The organism is Blautia sp. AM29-29, assembly GCF_003480555.1.
Lineage (GTDB): Bacteria > Bacillota > Clostridia > Lachnospirales > Lachnospiraceae > Fusicatenibacter > Fusicatenibacter saccharivorans.
In genome coordinates, this window is record NZ_QUJD01000007.1 from 1,399 (window position 1) to 22,995 (window position 21,597).

A 21,597-nucleotide genomic window follows, 5' to 3' on the forward strand; every position below is an offset into this window, starting at 1 on the left:
TGTAAGGGAACAGCGCAGACTTTCCCGAAGAGAGAAAGGATCCCATAACCGGGATAAGCAGCGAATTCGAGTTGCCAAAGTACATGAAAAAGTAACGAATCAAAGAAATGATTTCCTGCAGAAACAGTCAACGATGCTGGTGTGTGAAAACCAAACCATCTGCATCGAAGACCTGCATGTAAAGGGAATGATCCGGAACCATAAACTGGCAAAGTCGATAGCCAGTGTTTCGTGGGCAAAGTTTTTTGAAATGCTGGAATATAAAGCTGTGTGGTATGGAAATGAAATCCGCAAAGTACCAACGATGTATCCGAGCAGCCAGACCTGCAGTTCCTGTGGCTATCGGAATCCGCTGGTGAAAAATCTGCGCATTCGTATCTGGGAGTGCCCCGGGTGTCATGCAGTTCATGACCGGGATACGAATGCAGGCATCAATATTTTGAAAAAAGGACTGCAGCTGCAGTCGGCATAAAGATAAGAAAACTGTACCGCAGGGCATGCGGGAACAGTATAAATATAGCCTGTGGACACCGTGTAAGACATTGCAGTACCGTAAGGTATTTGCCAATGCAATGGTGGAAGAAACAGGAATCCCCCTGCTTTAGCTGTGGGGAGTGTCAACTTACATAGACAACCACCGCAAATAGCAAGAGGGCTATTCCCTATTGGCAGTAGGGGATAGCCTTTGTCTCTTGTTGCTTTTTTGTAATAATTTAAATTATTTCAGAAAGTACAACCACTGACACGGAAATATCCTTGATTGCTTCTGATTTGATTATAAGCTGCCAGACGGAAAAAGTCAAGCAGCATGGGGGATGCGCAGAGTTTTGTGTATTCCTTTTTGTTGAAAAAATAGAATATTCTGTCTGGACTTGTTGTTTTTGCTAAGAAGTCAAGGTAACGTTTATGAAGCGATATTTCAGAGACGTTACCTTTTTTATAAAAAAATCTGTGGTTTTAGACGATAAAAATGTCATCTTTTTTGAGAAAATGTCATGTTCTTATATGAAACCAAGCAATCAGTGTGCCGTTTCCTTTCTGCATGAGCAGTGTGCCAACTGTCCGTAGCAGGATCAATGCAAGCCGAAGATCTTTAAGAAGGTTGCAAAAATAGTAACATCCAAAGCAGCGCATGAACGTGCGAAAATCCAACGGAACATGAATAGCAAAGAATTCAAAAATTATGCAAGGCTGCGTAATGGAGTGGAAACTGTTCCATCGAATATACGCAAGAATTACCACTTGGAAAAGATACCTCGTGGGAAACAGCGGGGCAAGTTCTTTTTCGGTTCCAAGATAGCAGCATTGAATTTCAGAAAACTCTTTATAGAAATAGAGGACAAAGTTATTTATGGTTTTGCCCCCAACATCAAAACTATTGTAGTATAACATAGAAAGAAAAACTTACGGTAAACGACGCAGATAAATCAATTTTTATATATTGTACGAGGAGCACGAATATGGAAAAAGAAACCGTCATTTTGACTTGCAGTTCGCTGGAACGTTATGTGAAACGGGCACAGGAGAAGATGCATACCAATTATCCGATTATAGTCATTGACCGGATCTATCACGTAGAGCCGGCGACTATGAAAACGGTGATCTGGCAGGAACTGGAAAAAAGAAAAAGGAAGCCGGATACGATTCTGGCTGCCATGGGATTTTGCGGAGGAGTTTGGGACCAGGTGCGGGCACAGGTAAGGACTGTGATTCCAAGAGTAGATGATTGTGTGTCCCTGCTTTTAGCCACAGATGACCGGTACATCCCCAACCGCAAGGAGAGCGGGCATCTGTATCTTTATGAGGATGAGCCCGAAAAATTTTCTGTGTTATCACTATTGAAAGATTATCGGAAAGCATCCAAGGAATTTCAGGGACTAGATGAAGAAACGTTGTTCCACATGTGGTTTGACCAGTATTATTTTCTGGATATCATTGATACCGGGTATAATGATTGTTATGAACTTGCGTATGCGGAGCAGGCGCAGAAAAATGCAGATATGATTCATGCAGCGTTGGACTATGTGCAGGGAAGTAACCGAATCCTGGAAAAACTGGTGTCGGGAGAATGGGATGAGCAGTTTCTGGTAGCTGAACCCGGGCATTTGATCCGGCATGGGGATTTTTTCTGAGTGGAAAAGGATGTTCCAGCCCAGAGATCTGGCATTTTTGGAAGGTCTTGTACTATTTTTATGTAAAATGGAAAGATGCTGAGAAATTAGTTTGGCATTGACAGATCAGCAAATCTGTGATATTGTCCAACTATGCATAGAGCATATTTGAAAAATGCTTTTCGAAGACGCTTTAAAGCATGAATAGAAAAAAGAAAGAACATGAACGTGTAAAGGTGAGGGAATGTATCTGAAATAATTTAAGCTGGAAAACACAATTGTATTTTGGTAAGACCTGTTTGAAACGGGTTATTTTGTGTACGCTTAAATTAGATACTTAGACGATTCGTTATGTTCCGACACCAGTGCCATGCACGCTGTGTCTGTTTAGGATGCGGGTCTGTTTTGCGTACGCAAAGCGGGCTCGCTTTTTAAATACTCTAGGCAGAATTTTTTATGCCGTGAGAAAAAGAAAAACAGGCAGAAGGGAGTTTTTATGGCACAGATCAATGTCAGTAATCTAACCTTTGGGTATGAAGGAAGTTATGATACAATCTTTGAAAATGTATCGTTTTCAATCGACACCAGCTGGAAGCTTAGTTTTGTGGGAAGAAACGGAAAGGGAAAGACAACGTTTCTTCAGTTACTCCTGGGAAAATACGAATACCAGGGAGCGATCACCCGATCGGTTGTCTTCGATTATTTTCCGTATCCGGTGAAACAAAAAGATCTGGAACGGACAGCAGCGGAGCTGATGGAAGACTGGAAAGCGGGAGTAGAGAGCTGGAGAGTTCTTTGTGAATTGGAAAAAGTGGATATGGACGCAGAACTTTTGTACAGACCATTTGGTACGTTAAGCTTTGGGGAGCGGACCAGGGTCATGCTTGCAGTCCTTTTTTCCGGTGAAAATGATTTTCTGCTGATCGATGAACCCACCAACCATTTGGATCAGGACGCCAGAGAGATTATCAAAAAATATCTGGCGTCAAAAAAAGGATTTATTCTGGTATCCCACGACAGGGATCTGCTGGACGCCTGTATCGATCATGTGCTGGTTTTAAACCGGGCCTCGATCGAAGTGCAGAGCGGCAATTTTTCCAGCTGGTGGGAAAATAAGGAAAAAGCAGACAACTTCGCCAGAATGGAACATGAAAAACATGTAAAAGAAATTGGAAAACTAAAGGCAGCCGCCGACCGTTCTTCGCGCTGGGCAGAAAAAAATGAAAATACCAAGATTGGGTATGATCCAGCCAAAGAACATGACAGATCGATATCGACACGATCGTATATCGGAGCAAAGACGAAGAAAATGCAGTCGCGCGTCAAAGCGTACGAGGAGAGAATGGACCGGGAGATCGAGAAAAAGGAAGGGCTGTTAAAAGATATCGAAACGGTAAAAGATTTAAAGATTATGCCGCTTTCCCATTACAAAGAACGGCTGATCGAATGCAGGGATTTTTCCTTAAAATATCGGGATGGAAAAGAACATGTGATCACCGGATTGAATTTTGAACTGAAACAAGGAGACCGTGTTTTTCTGAAAGGAAAAAATGGCTGTGGAAAATCCAGCCTGATCAAGTATATTCTGACGCAGAACCTGCAAAATTCTTCCAATGGCGGAATCGAAAAGCGGAAAATTACGATGTCCGGATGCGAAAATCTTTCCGGCGAAAATATAATGGCAACGGGTACCTGTTCGATTGCCTCAAATCTCGTTATTTCCTATATCAACCAGGATACCTCGCATCTGTCCGGAACGCTGAAAGAATTTGCCAAAAAGCAGGAAATTGATGAGCCAATGCTCCTTTCCATGTTGCGCAGCCTGGATCTGGACAGAGAACAGTTTGTAAAAAACATGGAGGAATTTTCCGAGGGACAGAAGAAAAAAGTATTGATTGCTGCCAGCCTTTTAACACCTGCGTATCTCTATCTGTGGGATGAACCGCTGAATTATATTGATGTATTTTCACGGATGCAGATTGAGAAACTGATTGCGCAGTTCCAGCCAACGATGCTGATCGTGGAGCATGATGCAAGGTTTGCCAAAAAGCTGGCAACGAAAGTGGTAGAGCTTTGACCAGAAGAATAAACGGAAAGGTTATGACTGAAAAAAAACGAGACTTCTTATGGAGGTCTCGTTTTGCTATGATTAAAAATAGTAAAAAAAGGAGGAATTCACATTATGACAAAAAGAAAAATAATGCTGATTACGGTTTGCTTTGCTATTTTTGCTATATCGCTTCTGCTATCCAGACAGTTTTTTAAAAGCGCTGGAAAAAGGAATATGGATGTTCCGGCAGCGGGATCTGAACAGATAGAGGATTCAAAGGATACAGAAGAAATGACAGAGCTGGAAGAAACAGAAAGAACAGCAGCATCAGAAGGGGCAGCAGAACCGGAAAAAGTGGAAAATGTTACCATAGGAAGTGAGAAATACCGGGGATTTATCCTGGATTGTGTCCTGCATTCGGAGCAGGAGGGGGATATTCATTATAATGTATATATTCCGGATTCTTATGACGGAACAAAAGAATATGCATTATATGTAACACTGCCCGGCTATCAGGGACTGTACTTTCAAGGTGTGGGGGAAAATATCAGGACAGAGGATTTTGGTTTTGAGGCACAAAAATACAATTCGGAGATAATTATCGTAGCACCGCAGTTAAATGACTGGGGTGAGACATCCGCGGATCAGGCAATCGAGCTGACGTAGTATCTTCTTGAGAATTATAAGATCAATCCGGAAAAGTATATAGTAACGGCTATTCCGGCGGAGGAGAAACGCTGGCGCTGATCCTGGGAAAAAAGCCGGAACTGTTTACTGCAGCGCTCATGTGCAGCTCCAAATGGGATGGAGTATATGAACCGGTGACAGAGGCAAAAACACCGGTCTATTTTGTGATTGGCGAAAGTGATGAATATTATGGATCAGAACCGTTTAAAGAAGCGTATCAGATTTTATATGAGCTGTATGCAGAGCAGGGTTTAGCAAAATCCGAAATAGACAATTTGCTGGTACTGGATATAAAAGAGAAAAATTACTTTGCAGGAACGAAAGTGACTTATCAGCACGGAGGCGGTTATCTGTTCTGTCGGGATGAAAAAATTATGGGATGGCTGTTTGGACATTAAGAGTCATGGAAAAATATATTGCAAAATTCCAAAGAAGTCTATGGTATGATAGTAGAGCGCGTTTGAAAAATCATTTCCGCATTCTGTGCGTTCCATTTTGCGGTATGTTTCACTCTTTTGCCGGCATGATGGCAGCAAAAAGATAAAATAAAAAAGGAGTCGACATGGAAAGAAAAAATCGTGGCATCTTAAAAAACAAGTTATTTTTGTATCTGACAGAATTTTTTTCCGGAATGTCTGTGATGGCGGTAGAACTTGGTGCGAGCAGGCTGCTTGCCCCGTATTTTAGTTCTTCACAGATTGTATGGACGATCATCATCGGAACCATCATGATTGCTATGGCACTGGGAAATATCTATGGAGGCAGAACGGCGGACAAGTCGCCCAATCCGGACAAGCTCTATGGACGTATCATCGTAGCTGCTTTATGGATTGCGTTAATTCCCGTGGTCGGAAAATATATCATTGTTGGCATTTCTGCGGTTCTGATTTTTTCCGTAAATAACAATTTTCTGATCCTGGCTGCGTTTGTGGCCTGTATGGTAATTTTTGTGTTCCCGTTATTTTTACTGGGTACGGTAACTCCGTCGCTGGTCAAATATTCGGTGAGCAATCTGGATGATAACGGAAAAACGGTGGGAACACTGGGAGCATTCAATACGATCGGCAGCATTATTGGTACCTTTGTGCCGACGTTTGTTACGATCCCTGCGGTTGGAACATCGATCACTTTTCTGATCTTTGCGGGAATTTTACTTGCGTTATCCATCGTGTATTTTGTGATGGAAAAAGCAGGGAAAAAGAAAGTGATTGCATCGGTACTTATTTTCGCGTTCTGCTGTGGAACAGGTTATTCCGATTCCTTCGCATTCTGGGAAAACAACCTGACATATGAGGGAGAGTCTGTATACAACTATCTTCAGGTGTACGAAAATGATGAGAGAGTAGCATTGTCTACCAATGTTCTGTTTGGCGTACAGTCTGTCTATATGAAGCAGGATGAACTGACCGGAATGTACTATGATTATGCGATGGCGGCGCCGCTTATGCTCAAAGACAAGCCGACAGATCAGATGGATGTGCTGATCCTTGGCATGGGTACGGGAACCTACGCCACACAGTGCAGGAAATATTTTGGGGACATGAATATCGAAGGCGTAGAAATTGATGAGAAGATCACGGATCTCTCTCGGAAATATTTCTCACTCTCAGAGGATGTTCCGGTGACTACTTACGATGGAAGAGCGTTTTTAAACGCCTCGCAGAAAGCATATGATGTGATTATGGTTGATGCATATCAGGACATCACAATTCCATTCCAGATGTCCTCGAAAGAGTTCTTTGCGCTGGTGAAATCGCATCTGAAGGACGATGGCGTCATGGTGGTAAATATGAATATGCGAGGAACGAAAGAGGGAAACATCAATCAGTACCTTTCAGATACGATTGGAAGTGTCTTTACTACCGAGGTTATCGTCGATGTGGCGGGATCATCCAACCGGGAACTCTTTGCGTCGGACGATCCGGACATCGGAAAGAATCTGACGAAGCATACAGGCGAACTTACAAATGCAAATCTGAAAAATATGATGCAGGAAGTTGCTTCAAATCTTACAGAATATCAAAAAGGAAATTATATCCTCACAGATGACCAGGCGCCGGTGGAACTGCTTGGCATGCAGGTGATCGATGAATTGATTAAAGATGAGGTCCAATACTATAAAGATATCTATAAAGAACGGGGAATCAAAGGGTTGATGGAGTCTCTCTGATATTTGGGCGCAACATGGAAAAGCGTAAATCATGAAAATCTGGCTTGCGCTTACAAATGGGATTTCGATTTTGGTTATGAGCAAGTAGCGAAAGCGGATTGCGAATATCCGCTTGACTAAAGGAAGAAAGGGAAGGTAAATATAATGAAATTACAATCTATTTTTGACCAGACAGATTTTGTGCATGCAAGCGGCACAAAAGAAGAATTGCAGGTTGCAAATTATTTAAAGGAGCAGTGCGAGACATTAGGAGTCCCGGCAGAACTGGAAAGTTTCCGCGTTGCAATGGGCGAAATCGAAGAGGCACATTTGTATGCAGACGGGATGGGAATTCCATGCAAAGCGCTCACATGCTGCGGAAGCGGAAGCGTGGAAGGCGAACTCTACTATATGCCGGGAACCGATCCGGTTTCCGTTGCCGGTGCAAAAGATAAAATTGTGCTGATGGATACGCAGGGAATCGGATTTTTTGCGTACCAGGATTTGATGAAAGCAGGCGCGAAAGCGATTCTGTTCCAATATGGAAACAGCTATTACCCACATACAGACATTGATCAGAGAGATCTTCGGGAAGCCGTTGTCGGAGAGGAAAAGAAAGTGCTCTGCGCTATGATTCACTCCGCACAGGCAGTAGAACTTGTGAAAAATAAAGTAAAACAGATCCGTCTGGAAATCCGGCAGAAGGAATACGATGGAGAATCCCATAATGTGATTGCAGAATTGCCGGGAAAAAGAGAAGAATGGATCGTTTTAAGCGCGCATTATGATACGACATCGCTTTCGCATGGTGCATATGACAACATGAGCGGATGCGCAGGGCTTCTTGGAATCATGGAGCAGATGAAAGGGAAAGAGCTGAATTATGGTCTTCGGTTTGTATTCTGCGGAAGCGAAGAAAGAGGACTTTTAGGATCAAAAGCGTATGTCAGAGATCATGAAAAAGAACTGAGACAAACAGTACTGAACATCAATCTGGACATGATCGGAACGTATATGGGAAAATTTATCGCCTGTGTATCGGCAGAAGAAAAGCTTACCCATTACATCAGCTATATGGCTGCAGAAGTTGGATTTCCAATTGCGGCAGAAAACGGCGTCTATTCCAGTGATTCCACACCATTTGCCGATCATGGGGTTCCGGCTGTTTCGTTTGCGCGTATTGCCAACGGAAATGTCGCCCCGATTCACTGCCGCTACGATGTCAAAGATGTGATGTCGATGGAGCAGCTGCAAAAAGATATTGATTTCCTGACAGTATTTACCGGAAGATTCGCAAACGCAGCGGTCTGCCCGGTGGCAAGAGAAATACCGGAAACGATTCGGAAACAATTGGATGAATATTTGTTTCGCAAGAGAAAAGAAGCCTGATATACTTCGATCACGGATATGAGCAGCGAGACGAATTGCAAATAGGAAAAAGAACGACAGTGGCAGGAGAGAGAAACCATGAAAAAAATAGAACTGGTAGAAATCAGGCAGGTAAACGATGCCCTTGCAGAAATGGTTGCGCTGTTTCGAGTAGAACTGCGTTCCTATAAAGGAATTGCATCAAAACCGAACGTGGAAGACGGACGGGAAGAAATGAAGGAATACCTTTTAGCAGGATTTCCAGTGTTTGCCGCCACGGTGCATGGCGAATACGCAGGTTATGTTGTCTGTCGTATTGAGAGCGAGGTGGTGTGGGTGGAATCCATCTTTGTCAGAGAAGAGTACCGCCGGCAGGGAGTTGCTGCCGCACTGCATGGCAAGGCAGAAGAAATTGCAGCTTCTTATGGAAACGATACGGTTTACAACTATGTCCATCCCAATAACCACAGGATGATTGAATTTTTGGGAAAGCGTGGTTACACCGTTCTGAATCTAATTGAGATTCGTAAACCGTATCTGAATGAAAAACTGACGCAGACGATTACGGTTGGGGAACATGAATTTGATTATTGAGGGAGTCATTTTCATCCCACAATTCCAGAAAAGCCCGAAGTTCAGACGGAAGGCGCCCCTTGCGCCAGGCAAGCAGGATTTCGGTTGTAAGGTCTGCATCTGTGATGGTGCAGGCCTTTAATTTATGGGTAAGATTCAGCATGGAGGCCGGCAGAAGAGCGATGCCAAGGCCTTTTTCTGCCATTGTCATTGCCGTGCGGGCGTCCTCGCAGGTGAGATAGATATCGCAGAACAGACCCGCCTGCTCGAAAGCGGAGAGCATGTATTTCCGGTAGCGGTTCGACAGAATCAGCGGCTGCTCGGCAAGTTCCGTAAGCGAAAGGGTTTCACGCCCGGCAAAAAGCGGGTGAGAAGGGAGTGCCATGGCGGTGATGCTCTCTTTTAAAAGGGTCTTCGTCTCGCAACCATTTAAAACGATTGGCGTGCGGAGCGTGGTGAGATCCACCATGTGATTTTCGAGCTGGTCTTTTAAAGCAAAGGTAGAACCCTCGTGGACATCAAAATGGATGTGCGGGTATTTCCGGGAAAATCGCAGGAGATAGTCGGCGAGCAGCGAAACGGTGGATGGCGTCATGCCGATGTGGAGTGTCGCAGACTGACTGGATTTTACGACTTCGCGCCTGGTGAGATCCGCAAGCATCAGAAGCGTTCCTGCCTGTTCATACAGTGTTTTTCCTGCCTCGGTCAGGGTGATTTTCTTTGTACCGCGGATGAGAAGAGGCACCTGAAGCTCTTCCTCCAGCATTTTGATCTGATAACTTAACGGCGGCTGTGTCATATGCAGCACCCGTGCCGCCCCGCTGATGGTTCCCGCGTCCACGATGGCGCGGAAGTATTCGAGTTGTCGAAGTTCCATAAAAATCCTCCTGAAAAAACTATATAAAAATTATTCAATTTCAATATAAAAACAATAATTTACATATAGAATACGCCATGCTATACTGAAAAGCAAGTGAAAAAGAAGGGAATGAGGGAACAAATGAAACGAATTGATTTCGAACATGGAACCGTAACCGGAAACATCTTCGGGGCAGCGCTCCCGATGCTGGTTGCTCAGATTTTGAGTCTGCTGTACAATATTGTAGACCGCGTCTACATCGCGCGGATCCCGGAGGTAGGAACGGCGGCACTCGGTGCAGTCGGTCTGTGCTTTCCGCTGATCGTTATCATCACAGCATTCAGCAACTTGTTTGGAAGCGGCGGCGCTCCGCTGTTTTCGATTGAGAGTGGAAAGAATGATCAAAAAAAGGCGGAACGTATTATGAATACGTCGTATTCCATGGTATGTGTCTGTGCTGTCATACTGATGGTGATCGGCTTTTTGTTTGCTCGTCCACTGCTGTCGCTGTTCGGTGCATCGGCAGATGCGATGGTATACGCGTATCCTTATATGATGATTTATCTGATCGGAACTTTGCCGTCGATGGTGGCAACCGGCATGAACCCGTTCATCAACGCGCAGGGCTATTCGACCGTTGGCATGCTTTCCGTCACGATCGGAGCGGTCGCAAACCTGCTGCTTGACCCGCTGTTTATCTTTGTATTTGGTTTTGGTGTGCAGGGGGCTGCGATTGCAACTGTGATTTCCCAGACACTTTCCGCCGTGTTCGTTCTGTATTTCCTGACCCGGAAATCGGAACTGAAAGTGCGCTTTGTGCGGAAAGATGAAATTTCTGAGTGTGCAGGCTATGCGAAAAATATTGTCAGTCTCGGTACCGCCGGATTTATCATGCAGCTGACCAACAGCCTTGTCACGATCTGCTGCAACAATGTACTTTCTGTGACCGGCGGTGATATTTACATCTCTGTTATGACGATCGTATCGAGCGTGCGTCAGCTCGTCGAGACACCGATCTATGCAATGAATGAGGGAACTTCTCCAATTTTGAGCTATAATTACGGTGCACGCCGTCCGGCCCGCGTGCGCAAGGCGATGTGTGTCATGAGTGCGATGATCCTCGGCTATACCGCAGTGATGTGGAGCGTGATTGTTCTGGCGCCGCATGCGCTGATCGGTATTTTCAGTTCGGATGCGGTACTGACCGCAGATGCGGTTCCGGCTCTGAAGCAGTACTTTGCAGCATTCATTTTCATGGATCTGCAGTACATTGGACAGACCGTATTCAAATCTCTGAATAAAAAGAAACAGGCGATCTTTTTCTCACTGCTCCGAAAAGTCTTCATTGTTGTACCGCTCACCTATCTGATGCCGTACGTACTCCACATGGGAACGGACGGTGTATTCCTTGCCGAACCGGTATCAAACGTAATCGGCGGAAGTCTCTGCTTTATCACCATGCTGATTCTGGTTCTGCCGGAATTGAAGCGAATGGAGCAGCAGAAGTAATGTTTTTGAAAAGTTTCTGAAAAAAGGACAGGAAGATCTTTACCGAAACGGTTTTGGCAGATATCTTCCTGTTTTTTATTGCCATACATACAATATGATGCCTCGGACAATCTGATGCGCATTGGAGTCCCGGCGCTCCGCATTCTGGCAGTGGCCTATCTGCTTTCGATTCCAGGCCTGATCTATCAGGCGGCGTTGCAGGGACTTTCCCTTGGAAAAGAAAGTATGTACATATCCATGACACGCCAGGCGATTCTGCCGCTGGTGTTTGCATTTCTTCTCAAAGGATTTGGAAACCTGAATCTGATATGGGGCGCCTTTGTCCTGGCTGAGCTCTGCGGCATCCCGCTTGCAGCAGCTCTCTGGAAACGGAAAGGGGAAAAGCAGATTCAGTTTTAAGTATAGAAAAGAAAAACAAAAAGGCTGTTCTTTGCGAAAGGCAGCCTTTTTTGCATACCATAAGATAAGAATACACAGGGGCTTATGGATGAAAGAGCAGGAAAATCTGACAGGAAAAGGAATTACAGCCGCCGTGCTGGATACAGGGATTTTTCCCCATATGGATTTTGACGGCCGGATTGTAGCCTTCCGGGATCTTGTGTACGGGCGGGAGACGCCTTACGATGACAATGGACACGGAACGCATGTCTGTGGTATCCTTGGCGGAAGTGGAAGAGCGTCCGGCGGAAAATACCAGGGTGCGGCACCGGGATGCCGGTTTGTCGTAGTGAAGATTCTGGACCGAAGGGGAAATGGAAGAAAGCAGGATATCCTCGCGGCGATTGACTGGGTGTGCAAAGAGCGAATAAGACTTAATATCCGCATTTTAAATATTTCAGTGGGAACAACAGAGCAGGAAAAAACGGTGGATGATCTGCTAGTACAGGCGGTGGAGCGCGCCTGGGATGACGGGATCACTGTTGTGACAGCGGCCGGAAATCTGGGGCCCGCTCCGGGCAGTATTACGGCGCCGGGGAACAGCAGAAAAGTGATCACCGTGGGAGCGGGCGATCTGCTGGAGCCAAGAAGAGGAATCTCCGGATGCGGCCCGACACGGGACTGCGTCTGCAAACCGGATCTTGTCGCGCCTGGAAAACGTCTCATTTCCTGCGCGCCTGGAAGAAGCAGGAAGGAATATGTGGTGAAGAGCGGCACCTCGATGGCGGCACCGCGGGTGTCCGGAGCCGTGGCTTTGGCACTTGAACGGGTTCCGGATCTTACAAATGTCCAGGCGAAAATGCTGCTTTGCGAATCGGCGAGAGACCTTGGCCTTCCGCGCAACCGTCAGGGGCATGGGATGCTTCAAACAGACCGTTTTCTGTCTCTTCTGTGAGACACTGTGCGGCAGCATAAAAAAAGAAAAATGAAGGAAAACACCTCTCATCCTGCAAAAATTGTGTGAATTTATGGGAAAATGCCAAAAAATCAGGCGAATTTTGACTTGACAAGCTATAGGATACTTTATACAATAAACGGGAATAGAAAAAGGAGGCCTACTATGGAAAAAATTCAGATGACCACTCCTCTGGTAGAGATGGATGGAGATGAGATGACCAGAATTCTCTGGAAAATGATCAAAGATGAGCTGCTTCTCCCGTTTATTGACCTGAAAACGGAATATTACGATCTGGGACTGGAACACAGAAACGAGACGAACGATCAGGTAACCGTAGATTCCGCAAACGCTACCAAGAAATACGGTGTAGCAGTCAAATGTGCCACCATTACGCCGAATGCAGCGCGTATGACCGAGTACAATCTGAAAGAAATGTGGAAGAGCCCGAACGGAACGATCCGTGCCATGCTCGACGGAACCGTTTTCCGTACCCCGATTGTCGTAAAAGGCATCGAGCCGTGCGTGCGCAACTGGAAAAAACCGATCACGATTGCCCGTCATGCATACGGAGATGTCTATAAAAATGCAGAAATGCGCATTCCGGGACCGGGAAAAGCAGAGCTGGTTTATACGGCTGAGGACGGCACCGAGACAAGAGAGCTGATCCACAACTTCACCGGCGCCGGTGTCATTCAGGGCATGCACAATCTGGATAACTCCATAGAAAGCTTTGCGAGAAGCTGTTTCGAGTACGCACTGTCCACGAAACAGGATCTGTGGTTTGCAAGCAAGGATACGATTTCCAAGAAGTATGATCACCGCTTCAAGGATATCTTCCAGGAGATCTTCGATGCAGAGTACAAAGAGAAATTTGCAGAAGCAGGCATTACCTACTTCTACACTCTGATCGACGACGCCGTTGCCCGCATCATGAAAGCAGAGGGCGGCTTTATCTGGGCCTGCAAGAACTACGACGGCGATGTCATGAGCGACATGGTATCCTCCGCCTTCGGTTCCCTTGCGATGATGACTTCTGTTCTCGTATCCCCGCACGGATATTACGAGTACGAGGCTGCGCACGGAACCGTACAGCGCCACTATTACCGTCACTTAAAAGGTGAGGAGACATCCACCAACTCCGTGGCCACCATTTTTGCATGGACCGGCGCACTCAGAAAACGCGGGGAAATGGATGGAAACGCAGAACTTTCCGCATTTGCAGACCGTCTGGAAAAAGCAACGATCGCAACGATCGAGAGCGGAAAAATGACAAAAGACCTTGCGCTGATCACCACCATGGAAAATCCGACCGTATTAAACAGCCGTGATTTCATCCTGGCCATCCGCGAGGAGCTGGAGAAATAATTAAACGAAGCAAAAAAGAAAGCCGATCCGGCATTCCCGCAAAAAGGGATGCGCCGGACTGGCTTTTTCTGTTTTGAATTTTCCGGGGAAAACCAGGCCTATTCGGCAAGCTCTTCCCATTTTTCATACAGCTCTTCGAGTTCCGCGGCAATCTCTGCTTTCTCTTTGCTTAATTTCACACACTCTGCCACATTCGTTGCGACTTCCGGTTTCGACATTTCCTCATCAATTTCCGAATCGCGTGTCTCAAGCTCTTCAATTCGTTTCTCCGTCTTTTTCAGCTCGTTTTCTTTCTTGCGGAGACGTGCCTGTTCTTCTTTCTGCGCTTTCCAGTCCAGCTTTGTGGAGGAGGCTTCGGAAGGAGCCGCTGTTTCTTCCGGAGCGGCGGCATCGGCAGCAGGAGCATAGATGCGGGTCAGCTCTTCTTTTTTCTCCAGATAGTAATCGTAATTTCCGATATAGTTGACGAGTGTTTGTCCCGTCAGCTCCAGAATCCGGGTTGCAGTCTGATTGATAAAGTAACGGTCGTGGGAAACGTACAGTACCGTTCCAGTGTAATCCTTCAGCGCGTTTTCCAGAATCTCCTTTGATACGATATCGAGGTGGTTGGTCGGCTCGTCGAGGATCAGGAAGTTGGCGTTCGAGAGCATCAGCTTGGCAAGAGAAATTCGTCCGCGCTCACCGCCGCTCAAGGTATGAATCGGTTGGAAGACATCGTCGTTTGTAAACAGGAAGGCGGCCAGCACATTTCGGATTTCGGTGTTTGTCAGATACGGATACGCGTCGGAAATCTCCTGGAAAATGGTCTTTTCCATGTGGAGCACCTGATGCTCCTGATCGTAGTAACCGATCTGTACACGGCTTCCAAGTGTAAAAGAGCCGGCATCCGGGCGGATGACTTCGTTTAAGATCTTTAAGATCGTCGTTTTTCCCGTTCCGTTGTTTCCGATGATTGCGACGCGCTCCCCGCGCTTGATTTCGAAATTCAGATCCTGGAAAAGCGTCTGTCCCGGGAAGGCTTTGGAGAGGTGCTCGACGGTCAGCACATCGTTTCCGCTTGTGATGCGCGGTTCCAGACGGATCCGCATATCGGAGCGTACTTCGGTCGGCTTTTCCAGCACATCCATTTTGTCCAGCATTTTTTCACGGCTCTCGGCGCGTTTGATGGATTTCTCGCGGTTGAAAGATTTCAGCTTTGCAATGACTTCTTCCTGATGGTGGATTTCCTGCTGCTGGTTGACCCAGGCATGGTAAGCGGCTTCACGGAGCATTGCTTTTTTCTGACTGTAGGCGGTATAGTTTCCCTCAAAAGTTGTTACTTTTTTATTGTCCACTTCAACGACTTTTGTGACAACGCGGTCGAGAAAGTAACGGTCATGGGAGACGATCAGGACGGCTCCGCTGTAATTTAAAAGATACGTTTCGAGCCAGGAGATCGAGTCCATATCGAGGTGGTTGGTCGGCTCGTCGAGCAGAATGATGTCCGGTTTGGTGAGCAGCAGTTTACCAAGTGCCACGCGGGTCTTCTGACCGCCGGAGAGGGAGTCCACCTGTTTTTCAAAATCGCTCTCGGCAAAGCCAAGACCTTTTAAGACACCGACGACCTCACTACGGTACGCGTATCCGTTTTCCAGCTCAAACGTGTGGGAGAGGCGGGTGTAGGTGGAAAGAAGTTCATCCAGCTCTGCACCGGATTTTGTCTTCATATCACTTTCCATCTGACGGAGGCGTTCCTCCATATCGATCAGATTCTGTTTCGCGGTCAGCACTTCCTGGTAAATGGAAAGGTGCCCGGTCAGATCCTGATGCTGGGCGAGATAGCCCATCGTCTTTCCTTTGGAGAGGATGACCTCTCCCTCATCGGCCCTCATTTCGCCGATGATGATTTTTAACAGCGTCGATTTTCCGGCGCCGTTGATGCCGACCAGTGCGGCTTTTTCGCGTTCTTCTATATGAAAAGATGCATTTTTGATAATTTCCGTTGTCCCGAATGCTTTCGAGATATTCTGACATGCAAGAATCATGTGGTTCCTCCAGATAACATATTTCTGTATTTTGACATAATACACCATCCTTATTATAGAGAGTAATACACAAAATTTCAAGAAATCTTTGACAATTTTCTATCAACCATATATAATATGAATATATGCAGGTGTAAATAAGGAGGAATTTATCTTGGAAGAAAAAGGAATTTCGCGGGCAGTTATCAAAAGACTTCCTAGATATTATCGTTACCTGGGCGAATTGCTGGAGGACGGAGTAGAACGGATCTCTTCCGGTGAGCTGAGCGAGCGGATGAAAGTGACAGCTTCCCAGATTCGCCAGGATTTAAATAATTTCGGCGGCTTCGGCCAGCAGGGGTATGGTTATAACGTGCGGTATCTGTACAGCGAGATTGGAAAAATCTTAGGTCTGGACAGAGTCCACAATATGATTTTTGTCGGAGCCGGAAATCTGGGACAGGCGCTTGCCAATTATGCGGCCTTTGAAAGAAGCGGATTCAAAACGGTCGGTATTTTTGACGTCAACCCGGTATTAAAAGGAATCTCCGTGCGCGGAATTGAAATCCGCATGGCGGACGAGCTTCCGGAATTTATCAAGGAACACCATGTAGAGATTGCGGCTTTGACACTGCCAAAAGCAAAAGCGGTAGAGATGGCAGAGATTCTCGTGGACAACGGTGTAAAAGCAATCTGGAATTTTGCACATACCGATCTAAACTTAAAACTTCCGAAAGATGTGATCGTCGAGAACGTCCATCTTTCCGAAAGTCTGATGCGTCTCTCCTACAATCTGACCAGATATGAGGCGGAGCATCCAAAGAACAATTAAGAAACCAAAACAAAAGCAGGAGAGTCTTCGGGAAACCGGAGACTTTTTCTGTTCATTTTCCGGATAAGGCAGGAAAAGGAGGAAAAGCGATGAAACGGATTCTTACAGCAGCACAGATGAAGCAGGCAGACCGCAATGCGATCGAAACCATGGGGGTACCGTCCCTGGTACTGATGGAGCGCGCAGCGCTGTCCTGCGTGGAGGAGCTTCAAAATGGAACATGGGATACAGGAAAAGTCCTTGCTGTGTGCGGTCCCGGAAATAATGGAGGGGACGGTGCGGCAATTGCACGGATTTTAAAGACGAAAGGGGTGGATGCGGAACTGTTCTGTCTTGGAAATCCGGAAAAATACAGTGAAGGCATGAGAGCACAGAAGAAAATTGCGGAAAATTATGGGGTCCGTGAGGTTAAGAATCCGGATTTCCGGGAATATACTGTTATCATAGATGCCATCTTTGGAATTGGCGTATCCCGTCCGCTGGCAGGGGAGTACCGGAGGGCAGTGGAAGCAATCTGCGCAAGCGGTGTTCCTGTTCTTGCCGTGGACATCCCTTCGGGGATCCACACGGATACCGGAGAGGTCCTTGATGCGGCGGTGAAAGCCAGAGCCACGGTGACATTTGCCTGTGCAAAGCCAGGGCTTCTCTTTGATCCCGGAAAACGATATGCCGGAGAGGTCCTGGTCCGTGATATCGGAATCGGCTTTGATGCAGGAGAAGAGGAGACGCCCTGGTACGGTTCAGTGGAAAAAGAAGATCTGGACCGGTTTCTTACCCGCACGCCGATGGGAAATAAGGGAACCTTCGGAAAGGTGCTGGTACTTGCCGGTTCCGGTGCCATGTGCGGAGCCGCTGTTTTGTGTGCCAGGGCAGTCCTTGCATCCGGTGCCGGCATGGTAAAGGTTGTGACAGAGGAAAGAAACCGTACGCCGCTTTTCTGTGCCCTGCCGGAAGCAATGGCGGATTTCTGGAAGGAGGATGAGCCGCTTCCGGAAGAAGCCCTGCTGCAGGATCTCGCCTGGGCGGACGCTGTTGTTGCGGGACCGGGACTTTCCAAAAGCCGGACGGCAAAAGAACTGCTCGTTTTTACGGTGCAGCACACAGAAGTTCCTCTTGTTCTGGATGCAGATGCGCTGAACCTGATTGCAGAAGATGCAGAGATTCTTTCGGGCTGCCGGGCAGAAAAAATTTTAACGCCTCATGTAGGAGAGCTTGCACGGCTGCTGCACATGACCATTGCAGAATGCCAGCGTGACCCGGCAGGAAGCGCCGGAAGGGCAGCCGAAAAATACCAGGCCTGCTGTGTACGAAAGGATTCCGTAACCGTGACAGCAGAGGAAGGGCGTGAGCAGTATTACATAAACACAAGCGGAAGCAGTGCGCTTGCGACGGCGGGAAGCGGCGATGTGCTCGCGGGAATCACAGGCGCCTTTGCAGCAAAACGTCAGTGTGAAAAAAACGAGAAAAAAATCAGCCTTGCCAAAACAGCGGCACTGGCGGCATATGCGCATGGAAAGGCGGGAGAGGCTGCGGAAGAAAAAAGCAGTGCTTCCTATGTAACAGCATCCGAGATTATCAGAGGATTGCAGTCAATCTGAGCAAAGCAGATCAGAATCACGGGTTCCCAAAAGGACTCCGGGCGGACTTTTTTGAAGCGCCGGATGAAATTTGTGAATACCTCCGGAAAAACAGGCAATATTAAATACATGGAAACGATTTTAAAAGGCGTAAAACGCCGGATCGTTATCGTATGGGAAAGCAAAACGGAAAGAATCGGAGAGTGAGCACAAGTGGTAATCAAGCGTGGCGATGTATATTATGCCGACCTGCGGCCCGTTGTGGGAAGTGAGCAGGGCGGTGTCCGTCCGGTGCTGATCATTCAGAATGACATCGGCAACCGGCACAGTCCGACGGTGATCTGTGCGGCGATTACATCGAGGATGAATAAGGCGAAGCTGCCGACGCACATTGAGATCGAAGCGTCCGCCTATGGGATTGTACGGGATTCTGTTATTTTACTGGAACAGCTTCGGACGATCGATAAGAGAAGGCTGAAAGATAAAATCTGTCATCTGACGCCGGAACAGCTGGCCCTTGTGAACGAAGCACTGAAAATCAGCCTGGATCTGCCTACATAAGGGGTATTTTTGGCGCGGTTCACGGTTGACGAATGAGAAAGATCGTGCTATATTCTATATTATATGGGCTTCTGCCGTTTTTCGGGGAAACCTTTTTACAGAAAAGTAATACTTTAAATAAAGGAGACAAAAGAGGTATGTCAGGACATTCAAAATTTGCCAATATTAAGCATAAGAAAGAAAAAAACGACGCAAAAAAAGGTAAAATCTTTACCATCATCGGCCGTGAGATCGTAATCGCTGTCAAAGAGGGCGGACCGGATCCGGCAAACAACAGCAAGCTGCGTGACGTTATCGCAAAAGCAAAAGCAAACAACATGCCGAACGATACCATCGACCGCGGTATTAAAAAAGCTGCCGGAGATGCAAACGCAGACAACTACGAGCGTATCACCTACGAAGGTTATGGCCCGAATGGTATCGCGATCATCGTAGAGACTCTGACCGACAACAAGAACCGTACCGCAGCAAACGTAAGAAGCGCTTTCACCAAAGGAAACGGAAGCGTTGGAACACCGGGATGCGTATCCTACATGTTCGACAAAAAAGGCCAGATCATCATCGACAAAGAAGAGTGCGAAATGGATGCTGACGATCTGATGATGCTTGCTCTGGATGCAGGCGCAGAAGACTTCGCAGACGAAGAGGACAGCTACGAAATCATTACCGATCCGGATGACTTCTCCGCAGTACGTGAGGCTCTGGAGAAAGACGGTATCGCCATGGCAGAGGCAGACGTTACCATGATCCCACAGACCTACGTAGAGCTGACCGATCCGCAGGCATTAAAAGATCTGAACCGTACCCTGGATCTGCTGGATGACGACGACGACGTACAGTACGTATACACCAATCTGGACGAGTAATTTCGCTGGAAATTACATAGAATCATAAGAATCTGCGCATACTGATGAAGCTATTTTGGAATAGCAGAAAAGAGGAAATCCGTATGGCAGAATCACAGAAAAACCAGACAGAAAAAGAAAATATTGTAGAACTGAAGACCAACATTTATCTGCTGTCCATCATCGGCGAGGTGGAGGGGCATGAATCACTCGGCGAGCGCACGAAAGCGACGCGCTATGAGCACATTCTCCCTGCTCTTGCCCGTGCCGAGGAGGACAAAAGTATTGATGGTCTTCTGATTCTCCTGAATACCGTAGGCGGAGATGTGGAGGCCGGTCTTGCAATTGCAGAGATGATTGCGTCCATGCGAAAGCCTGCGGTATCGCTCGTTTTAGGGGGCGGTCATTCGATCGGTGTCCCGCTCGCAGTTGCAGCAGACTATTCGCTGATCGTGCCGAGTGCCACCATGGTCATTCACCCGGTGCGTACAAACGGCATGTTCATCGGTGTTGCACAGACGTACCGTAATATGGAAAAGACGCAGGATCGGATCACAGGTTTTGTATCGGCCCATTCTAAAATCACCAAGGAACGGCTCGAGGAGCTGATGCTCGATACGAAAATGCTGGTCAAGGATGTCGGAACAATGCTGGACGGCCCGCAGGCAGTGGAAGAAGGCCTGATCGACGAGGTCGGCGGCATTGCCCGCGCGCTCGAAAAGCTGAATGAGCTGATGAAAAAGGCAGCAGGGACAGAAAATTGACTTCACGGCGCGGCTTGTGTTTCAGGGGATTTTGTGTTAGAATGAGTTCGCTGTGAAAATTCGAACGGAAGTTTTGTCCGGACTTTCACAAAAGAGAAAAATAAGGGAACAGGATAAAAAAATGACAGTAATAGAAGCTTTATTTCTGGGTCTGATCCAGGGAATCACGGAATTCCTGCCGATCAGCAGCTCCGCACATCTGATTATCTTCCGTCACTTTATGAAGATCGAAGATACGCAGACGGTGTTTTTCAATGTGCTTTTGCACTTTGGCTCCATGATTGCAATTCTGCTCACATTTTCGAAGGAATGGAAACGTCTCTTCCTCGCGTTGTGCGGAATCATAATCGATCTGTTTCATAATTTAAAGGAACACTTTTCCAGTCAGCATCAGGAGGGAAAGCAGTACCGGAAGGTGCTCGGCAGCAACTACCGTATGCTTGCTTTCCTGCTGATTCTGACCACCATCCCGACTGCTGTAATCGGCGGTATGATTCAGAGCCTTGTCACACTGACCTCCTCGAATCTGCTGGCACCTGGCGTTGGTCTGTATCTGACGGCGATTCTGCTTGTGGTGGCAGATATGCTTCCGGAGGGAGAAAAAACGCAGAAAAATTTAAAGCCGAAAGATGCACTGATTGCCGGATTCTTCCAAGGCTTTTCCACGATTCCGGGTCTTTCCCGTCTTGGTTCGACTATTTCTGCGTGTGTGATCGGCGGCATGACCCGTTCGTACGCTGTGAAATACTCTCTGATTGTGAGTGTTCCGGCGATTATCGGGGCAACGATCGTTGAACTTGCGACCATGGGAAAAAATAAAATTGTTTTTCATCCGGTATATCTGGTCGGCGTTTTCATGGCGGCACTTGCCGGTTACTTTACGATCCGCATTCTGATGCGTGTGGTGAAAAAACGGAAACTGAAATATTTTGCTTTGTACTGTCTTCTTGTCGGGACATTCTCCATTGCAGGATATTTTCTGCTGTAATACGAGAAAGGGGAGAAGTT

The 21,597-nt window shown here is 46.9% G+C and carries 21 protein-coding genes; 18 read left to right on the plus strand and 3 right to left on the minus strand.

Features of this window, described 5'->3' with window-relative positions; all coding sequences use genetic code 11:
• The 5 genes from DW769_RS06345 to DW769_RS16805 all read left to right on the plus strand — a co-directional run.
• On the plus strand, positions 1-472 hold a 472-nt coding region (locus DW769_RS06345), incomplete at its 5' end, for an RNA-guided endonuclease TnpB family protein (protein WP_147398853.1).
• Between the two features lie 988 nt (positions 473-1,460).
• Complete coding sequence (locus tag DW769_RS06355) at positions 1,461-2,132, plus strand: DUF1638 domain-containing protein (protein WP_055227877.1); 672 nt, start codon at positions 1,461-1,463, stop codon at positions 2,130-2,132.
• Positions 2,133-2,607: 475 nt separating this feature from the next.
• Entirely contained in the window at positions 2,608-4,188 is a 1,581-nt protein-coding gene (locus tag DW769_RS06360; RefSeq protein WP_118750144.1) for an ATP-binding cassette domain-containing protein, read from the plus strand.
• Positions 4,189-4,293: 105 nt separating this feature from the next.
• Positions 4,294-4,827: a hypothetical protein gene (locus DW769_RS16800; protein WP_227093459.1), complete on the plus strand. Its 534-nt coding sequence runs from the start codon at positions 4,294-4,296 to the stop codon at positions 4,825-4,827.
• A gap of 155 nt (positions 4,828-4,982) precedes the next feature.
• A complete protein-coding gene (locus tag DW769_RS16805) occupies positions 4,983-5,246 on the plus strand; it encodes a hypothetical protein (protein WP_227093461.1) in 264 nt (87 codons plus the stop codon).
• Between the two features lie 38 nt (positions 5,247-5,284).
• On the opposite strand, the gene DW769_RS17410 is transcribed toward DW769_RS16805, so the two are convergent.
• Complete coding sequence (locus DW769_RS17410) at positions 5,285-5,359, minus strand: DUF6783 domain-containing protein (protein ID WP_442857707.1); 75 nt, start codon at positions 5,357-5,359, stop codon at positions 5,285-5,287.
• A gap of 51 nt (positions 5,360-5,410) precedes the next feature.
• On the opposite strand from DW769_RS17410, the gene DW769_RS06370 reads away from it, so the two are divergent.
• From DW769_RS06370 to DW769_RS06380, 3 genes are all read left to right on the plus strand, one after another.
• On the plus strand, positions 5,411-7,018 hold the full coding sequence (locus DW769_RS06370) for a spermidine synthase (RefSeq protein WP_055227879.1): 1,608 nt from the start codon (positions 5,411-5,413) through the stop codon (positions 7,016-7,018).
• Between the two features lie 144 nt (positions 7,019-7,162).
• Positions 7,163-8,386, plus strand: a complete 1,224-nt coding sequence (locus DW769_RS06375; RefSeq protein ID WP_055227880.1) for a M28 family metallopeptidase — start codon at positions 7,163-7,165, stop codon at positions 8,384-8,386.
• Between the two features lie 78 nt (positions 8,387-8,464).
• The gene (locus DW769_RS06380) at positions 8,465-8,959 is read left to right on the plus strand and encodes a GNAT family N-acetyltransferase (protein ID WP_055267834.1); all 495 of its coding nucleotides are present in this window, start codon (positions 8,465-8,467) and stop codon (positions 8,957-8,959) included.
• Here DW769_RS06380 and DW769_RS06385 read toward each other — a convergent pair.
• The gene (locus tag DW769_RS06385) at positions 8,928-9,815 is read right to left on the minus strand and encodes a LysR family transcriptional regulator (protein WP_117508979.1); all 888 of its coding nucleotides are present in this window, start codon (positions 9,813-9,815) and stop codon (positions 8,928-8,930) included. The two genes, DW769_RS06380 and DW769_RS06385, sit on opposite strands and share 32 nt — an antisense overlap.
• 123 nt (positions 9,816-9,938) lie before the next feature.
• Here DW769_RS06385 and DW769_RS06390 point away from each other — a divergent pair, with 123 nt between their 5' ends.
• The 4 genes from DW769_RS06390 (at position 9,939) to DW769_RS06405 (ending at position 14,007) form a co-directional block, all read left to right on the plus strand.
• Complete coding sequence (locus DW769_RS06390) at positions 9,939-11,306, plus strand: MATE family efflux transporter (protein WP_117508978.1); 1,368 nt, start codon at positions 9,939-9,941, stop codon at positions 11,304-11,306.
• 114 nt (positions 11,307-11,420) lie between these two features.
• Positions 11,421-11,705: a hypothetical protein gene (locus DW769_RS06395; protein ID WP_117508977.1), complete on the plus strand. Its 285-nt coding sequence runs from the start codon at positions 11,421-11,423 to the stop codon at positions 11,703-11,705.
• Between the two features lie 88 nt (positions 11,706-11,793).
• Positions 11,794-12,639 carry a S8 family peptidase gene (locus DW769_RS06400; RefSeq protein ID WP_117508976.1) on the plus strand — a complete coding sequence of 282 codons (846 nt, stop codon included), beginning with the start codon at positions 11,794-11,796 and terminating at the stop codon, positions 12,637-12,639.
• A 165-nt stretch (positions 12,640-12,804) separates the two neighbouring features.
• Positions 12,805-14,007 (plus strand): NADP-dependent isocitrate dehydrogenase, encoded by a 1,203-nt coding sequence (locus tag DW769_RS06405; protein WP_055217983.1) that lies wholly within the window; start codon positions 12,805-12,807, stop codon positions 14,005-14,007.
• A gap of 98 nt (positions 14,008-14,105) precedes the next feature.
• On the opposite strand, the gene DW769_RS06410 is transcribed toward DW769_RS06405, so the two are convergent.
• Entirely contained in the window at positions 14,106-16,031 is a 1,926-nt protein-coding gene (locus DW769_RS06410) for an ABC-F family ATP-binding cassette domain-containing protein (RefSeq protein WP_118750145.1), read from the minus strand.
• A 154-nt stretch (positions 16,032-16,185) separates the two neighbouring features.
• On the opposite strand from DW769_RS06410, the gene DW769_RS06415 reads away from it, so the two are divergent.
• The 6 genes from DW769_RS06415 (at position 16,186) to DW769_RS06440 (ending at position 21,577) form a co-directional block, all read left to right on the plus strand.
• Positions 16,186-16,842, plus strand: a complete 657-nt coding sequence (locus tag DW769_RS06415) for a redox-sensing transcriptional repressor Rex (RefSeq protein WP_022462574.1) — start codon at positions 16,186-16,188, stop codon at positions 16,840-16,842.
• Between the two features lie 89 nt (positions 16,843-16,931).
• Entirely contained in the window at positions 16,932-18,440 is a 1,509-nt protein-coding gene (locus DW769_RS06420) for an NAD(P)H-hydrate dehydratase (protein ID WP_118750146.1), read from the plus strand.
• A 192-nt stretch (positions 18,441-18,632) separates the two neighbouring features.
• A complete protein-coding gene (locus DW769_RS06425; protein ID WP_022462572.1) occupies positions 18,633-18,980 on the plus strand; it encodes a type II toxin-antitoxin system PemK/MazF family toxin in 348 nt (115 codons plus the stop codon).
• Between the two features lie 137 nt (positions 18,981-19,117).
• On the plus strand, positions 19,118-19,846 hold the full coding sequence (locus tag DW769_RS06430; protein WP_022462571.1) for a YebC/PmpR family DNA-binding transcriptional regulator: 729 nt from the start codon (positions 19,118-19,120) through the stop codon (positions 19,844-19,846).
• A gap of 83 nt (positions 19,847-19,929) precedes the next feature.
• Entirely contained in the window at positions 19,930-20,589 is a 660-nt protein-coding gene (locus DW769_RS06435) for a ClpP family protease (RefSeq protein WP_022462570.1), read from the plus strand.
• A 121-nt stretch (positions 20,590-20,710) separates the two neighbouring features.
• Entirely contained in the window at positions 20,711-21,577 is an 867-nt protein-coding gene (locus DW769_RS06440) for an undecaprenyl-diphosphate phosphatase (protein WP_055217979.1), read from the plus strand.
• The last annotated feature ends 20 nt before the right edge of the window (positions 21,578-21,597 follow it).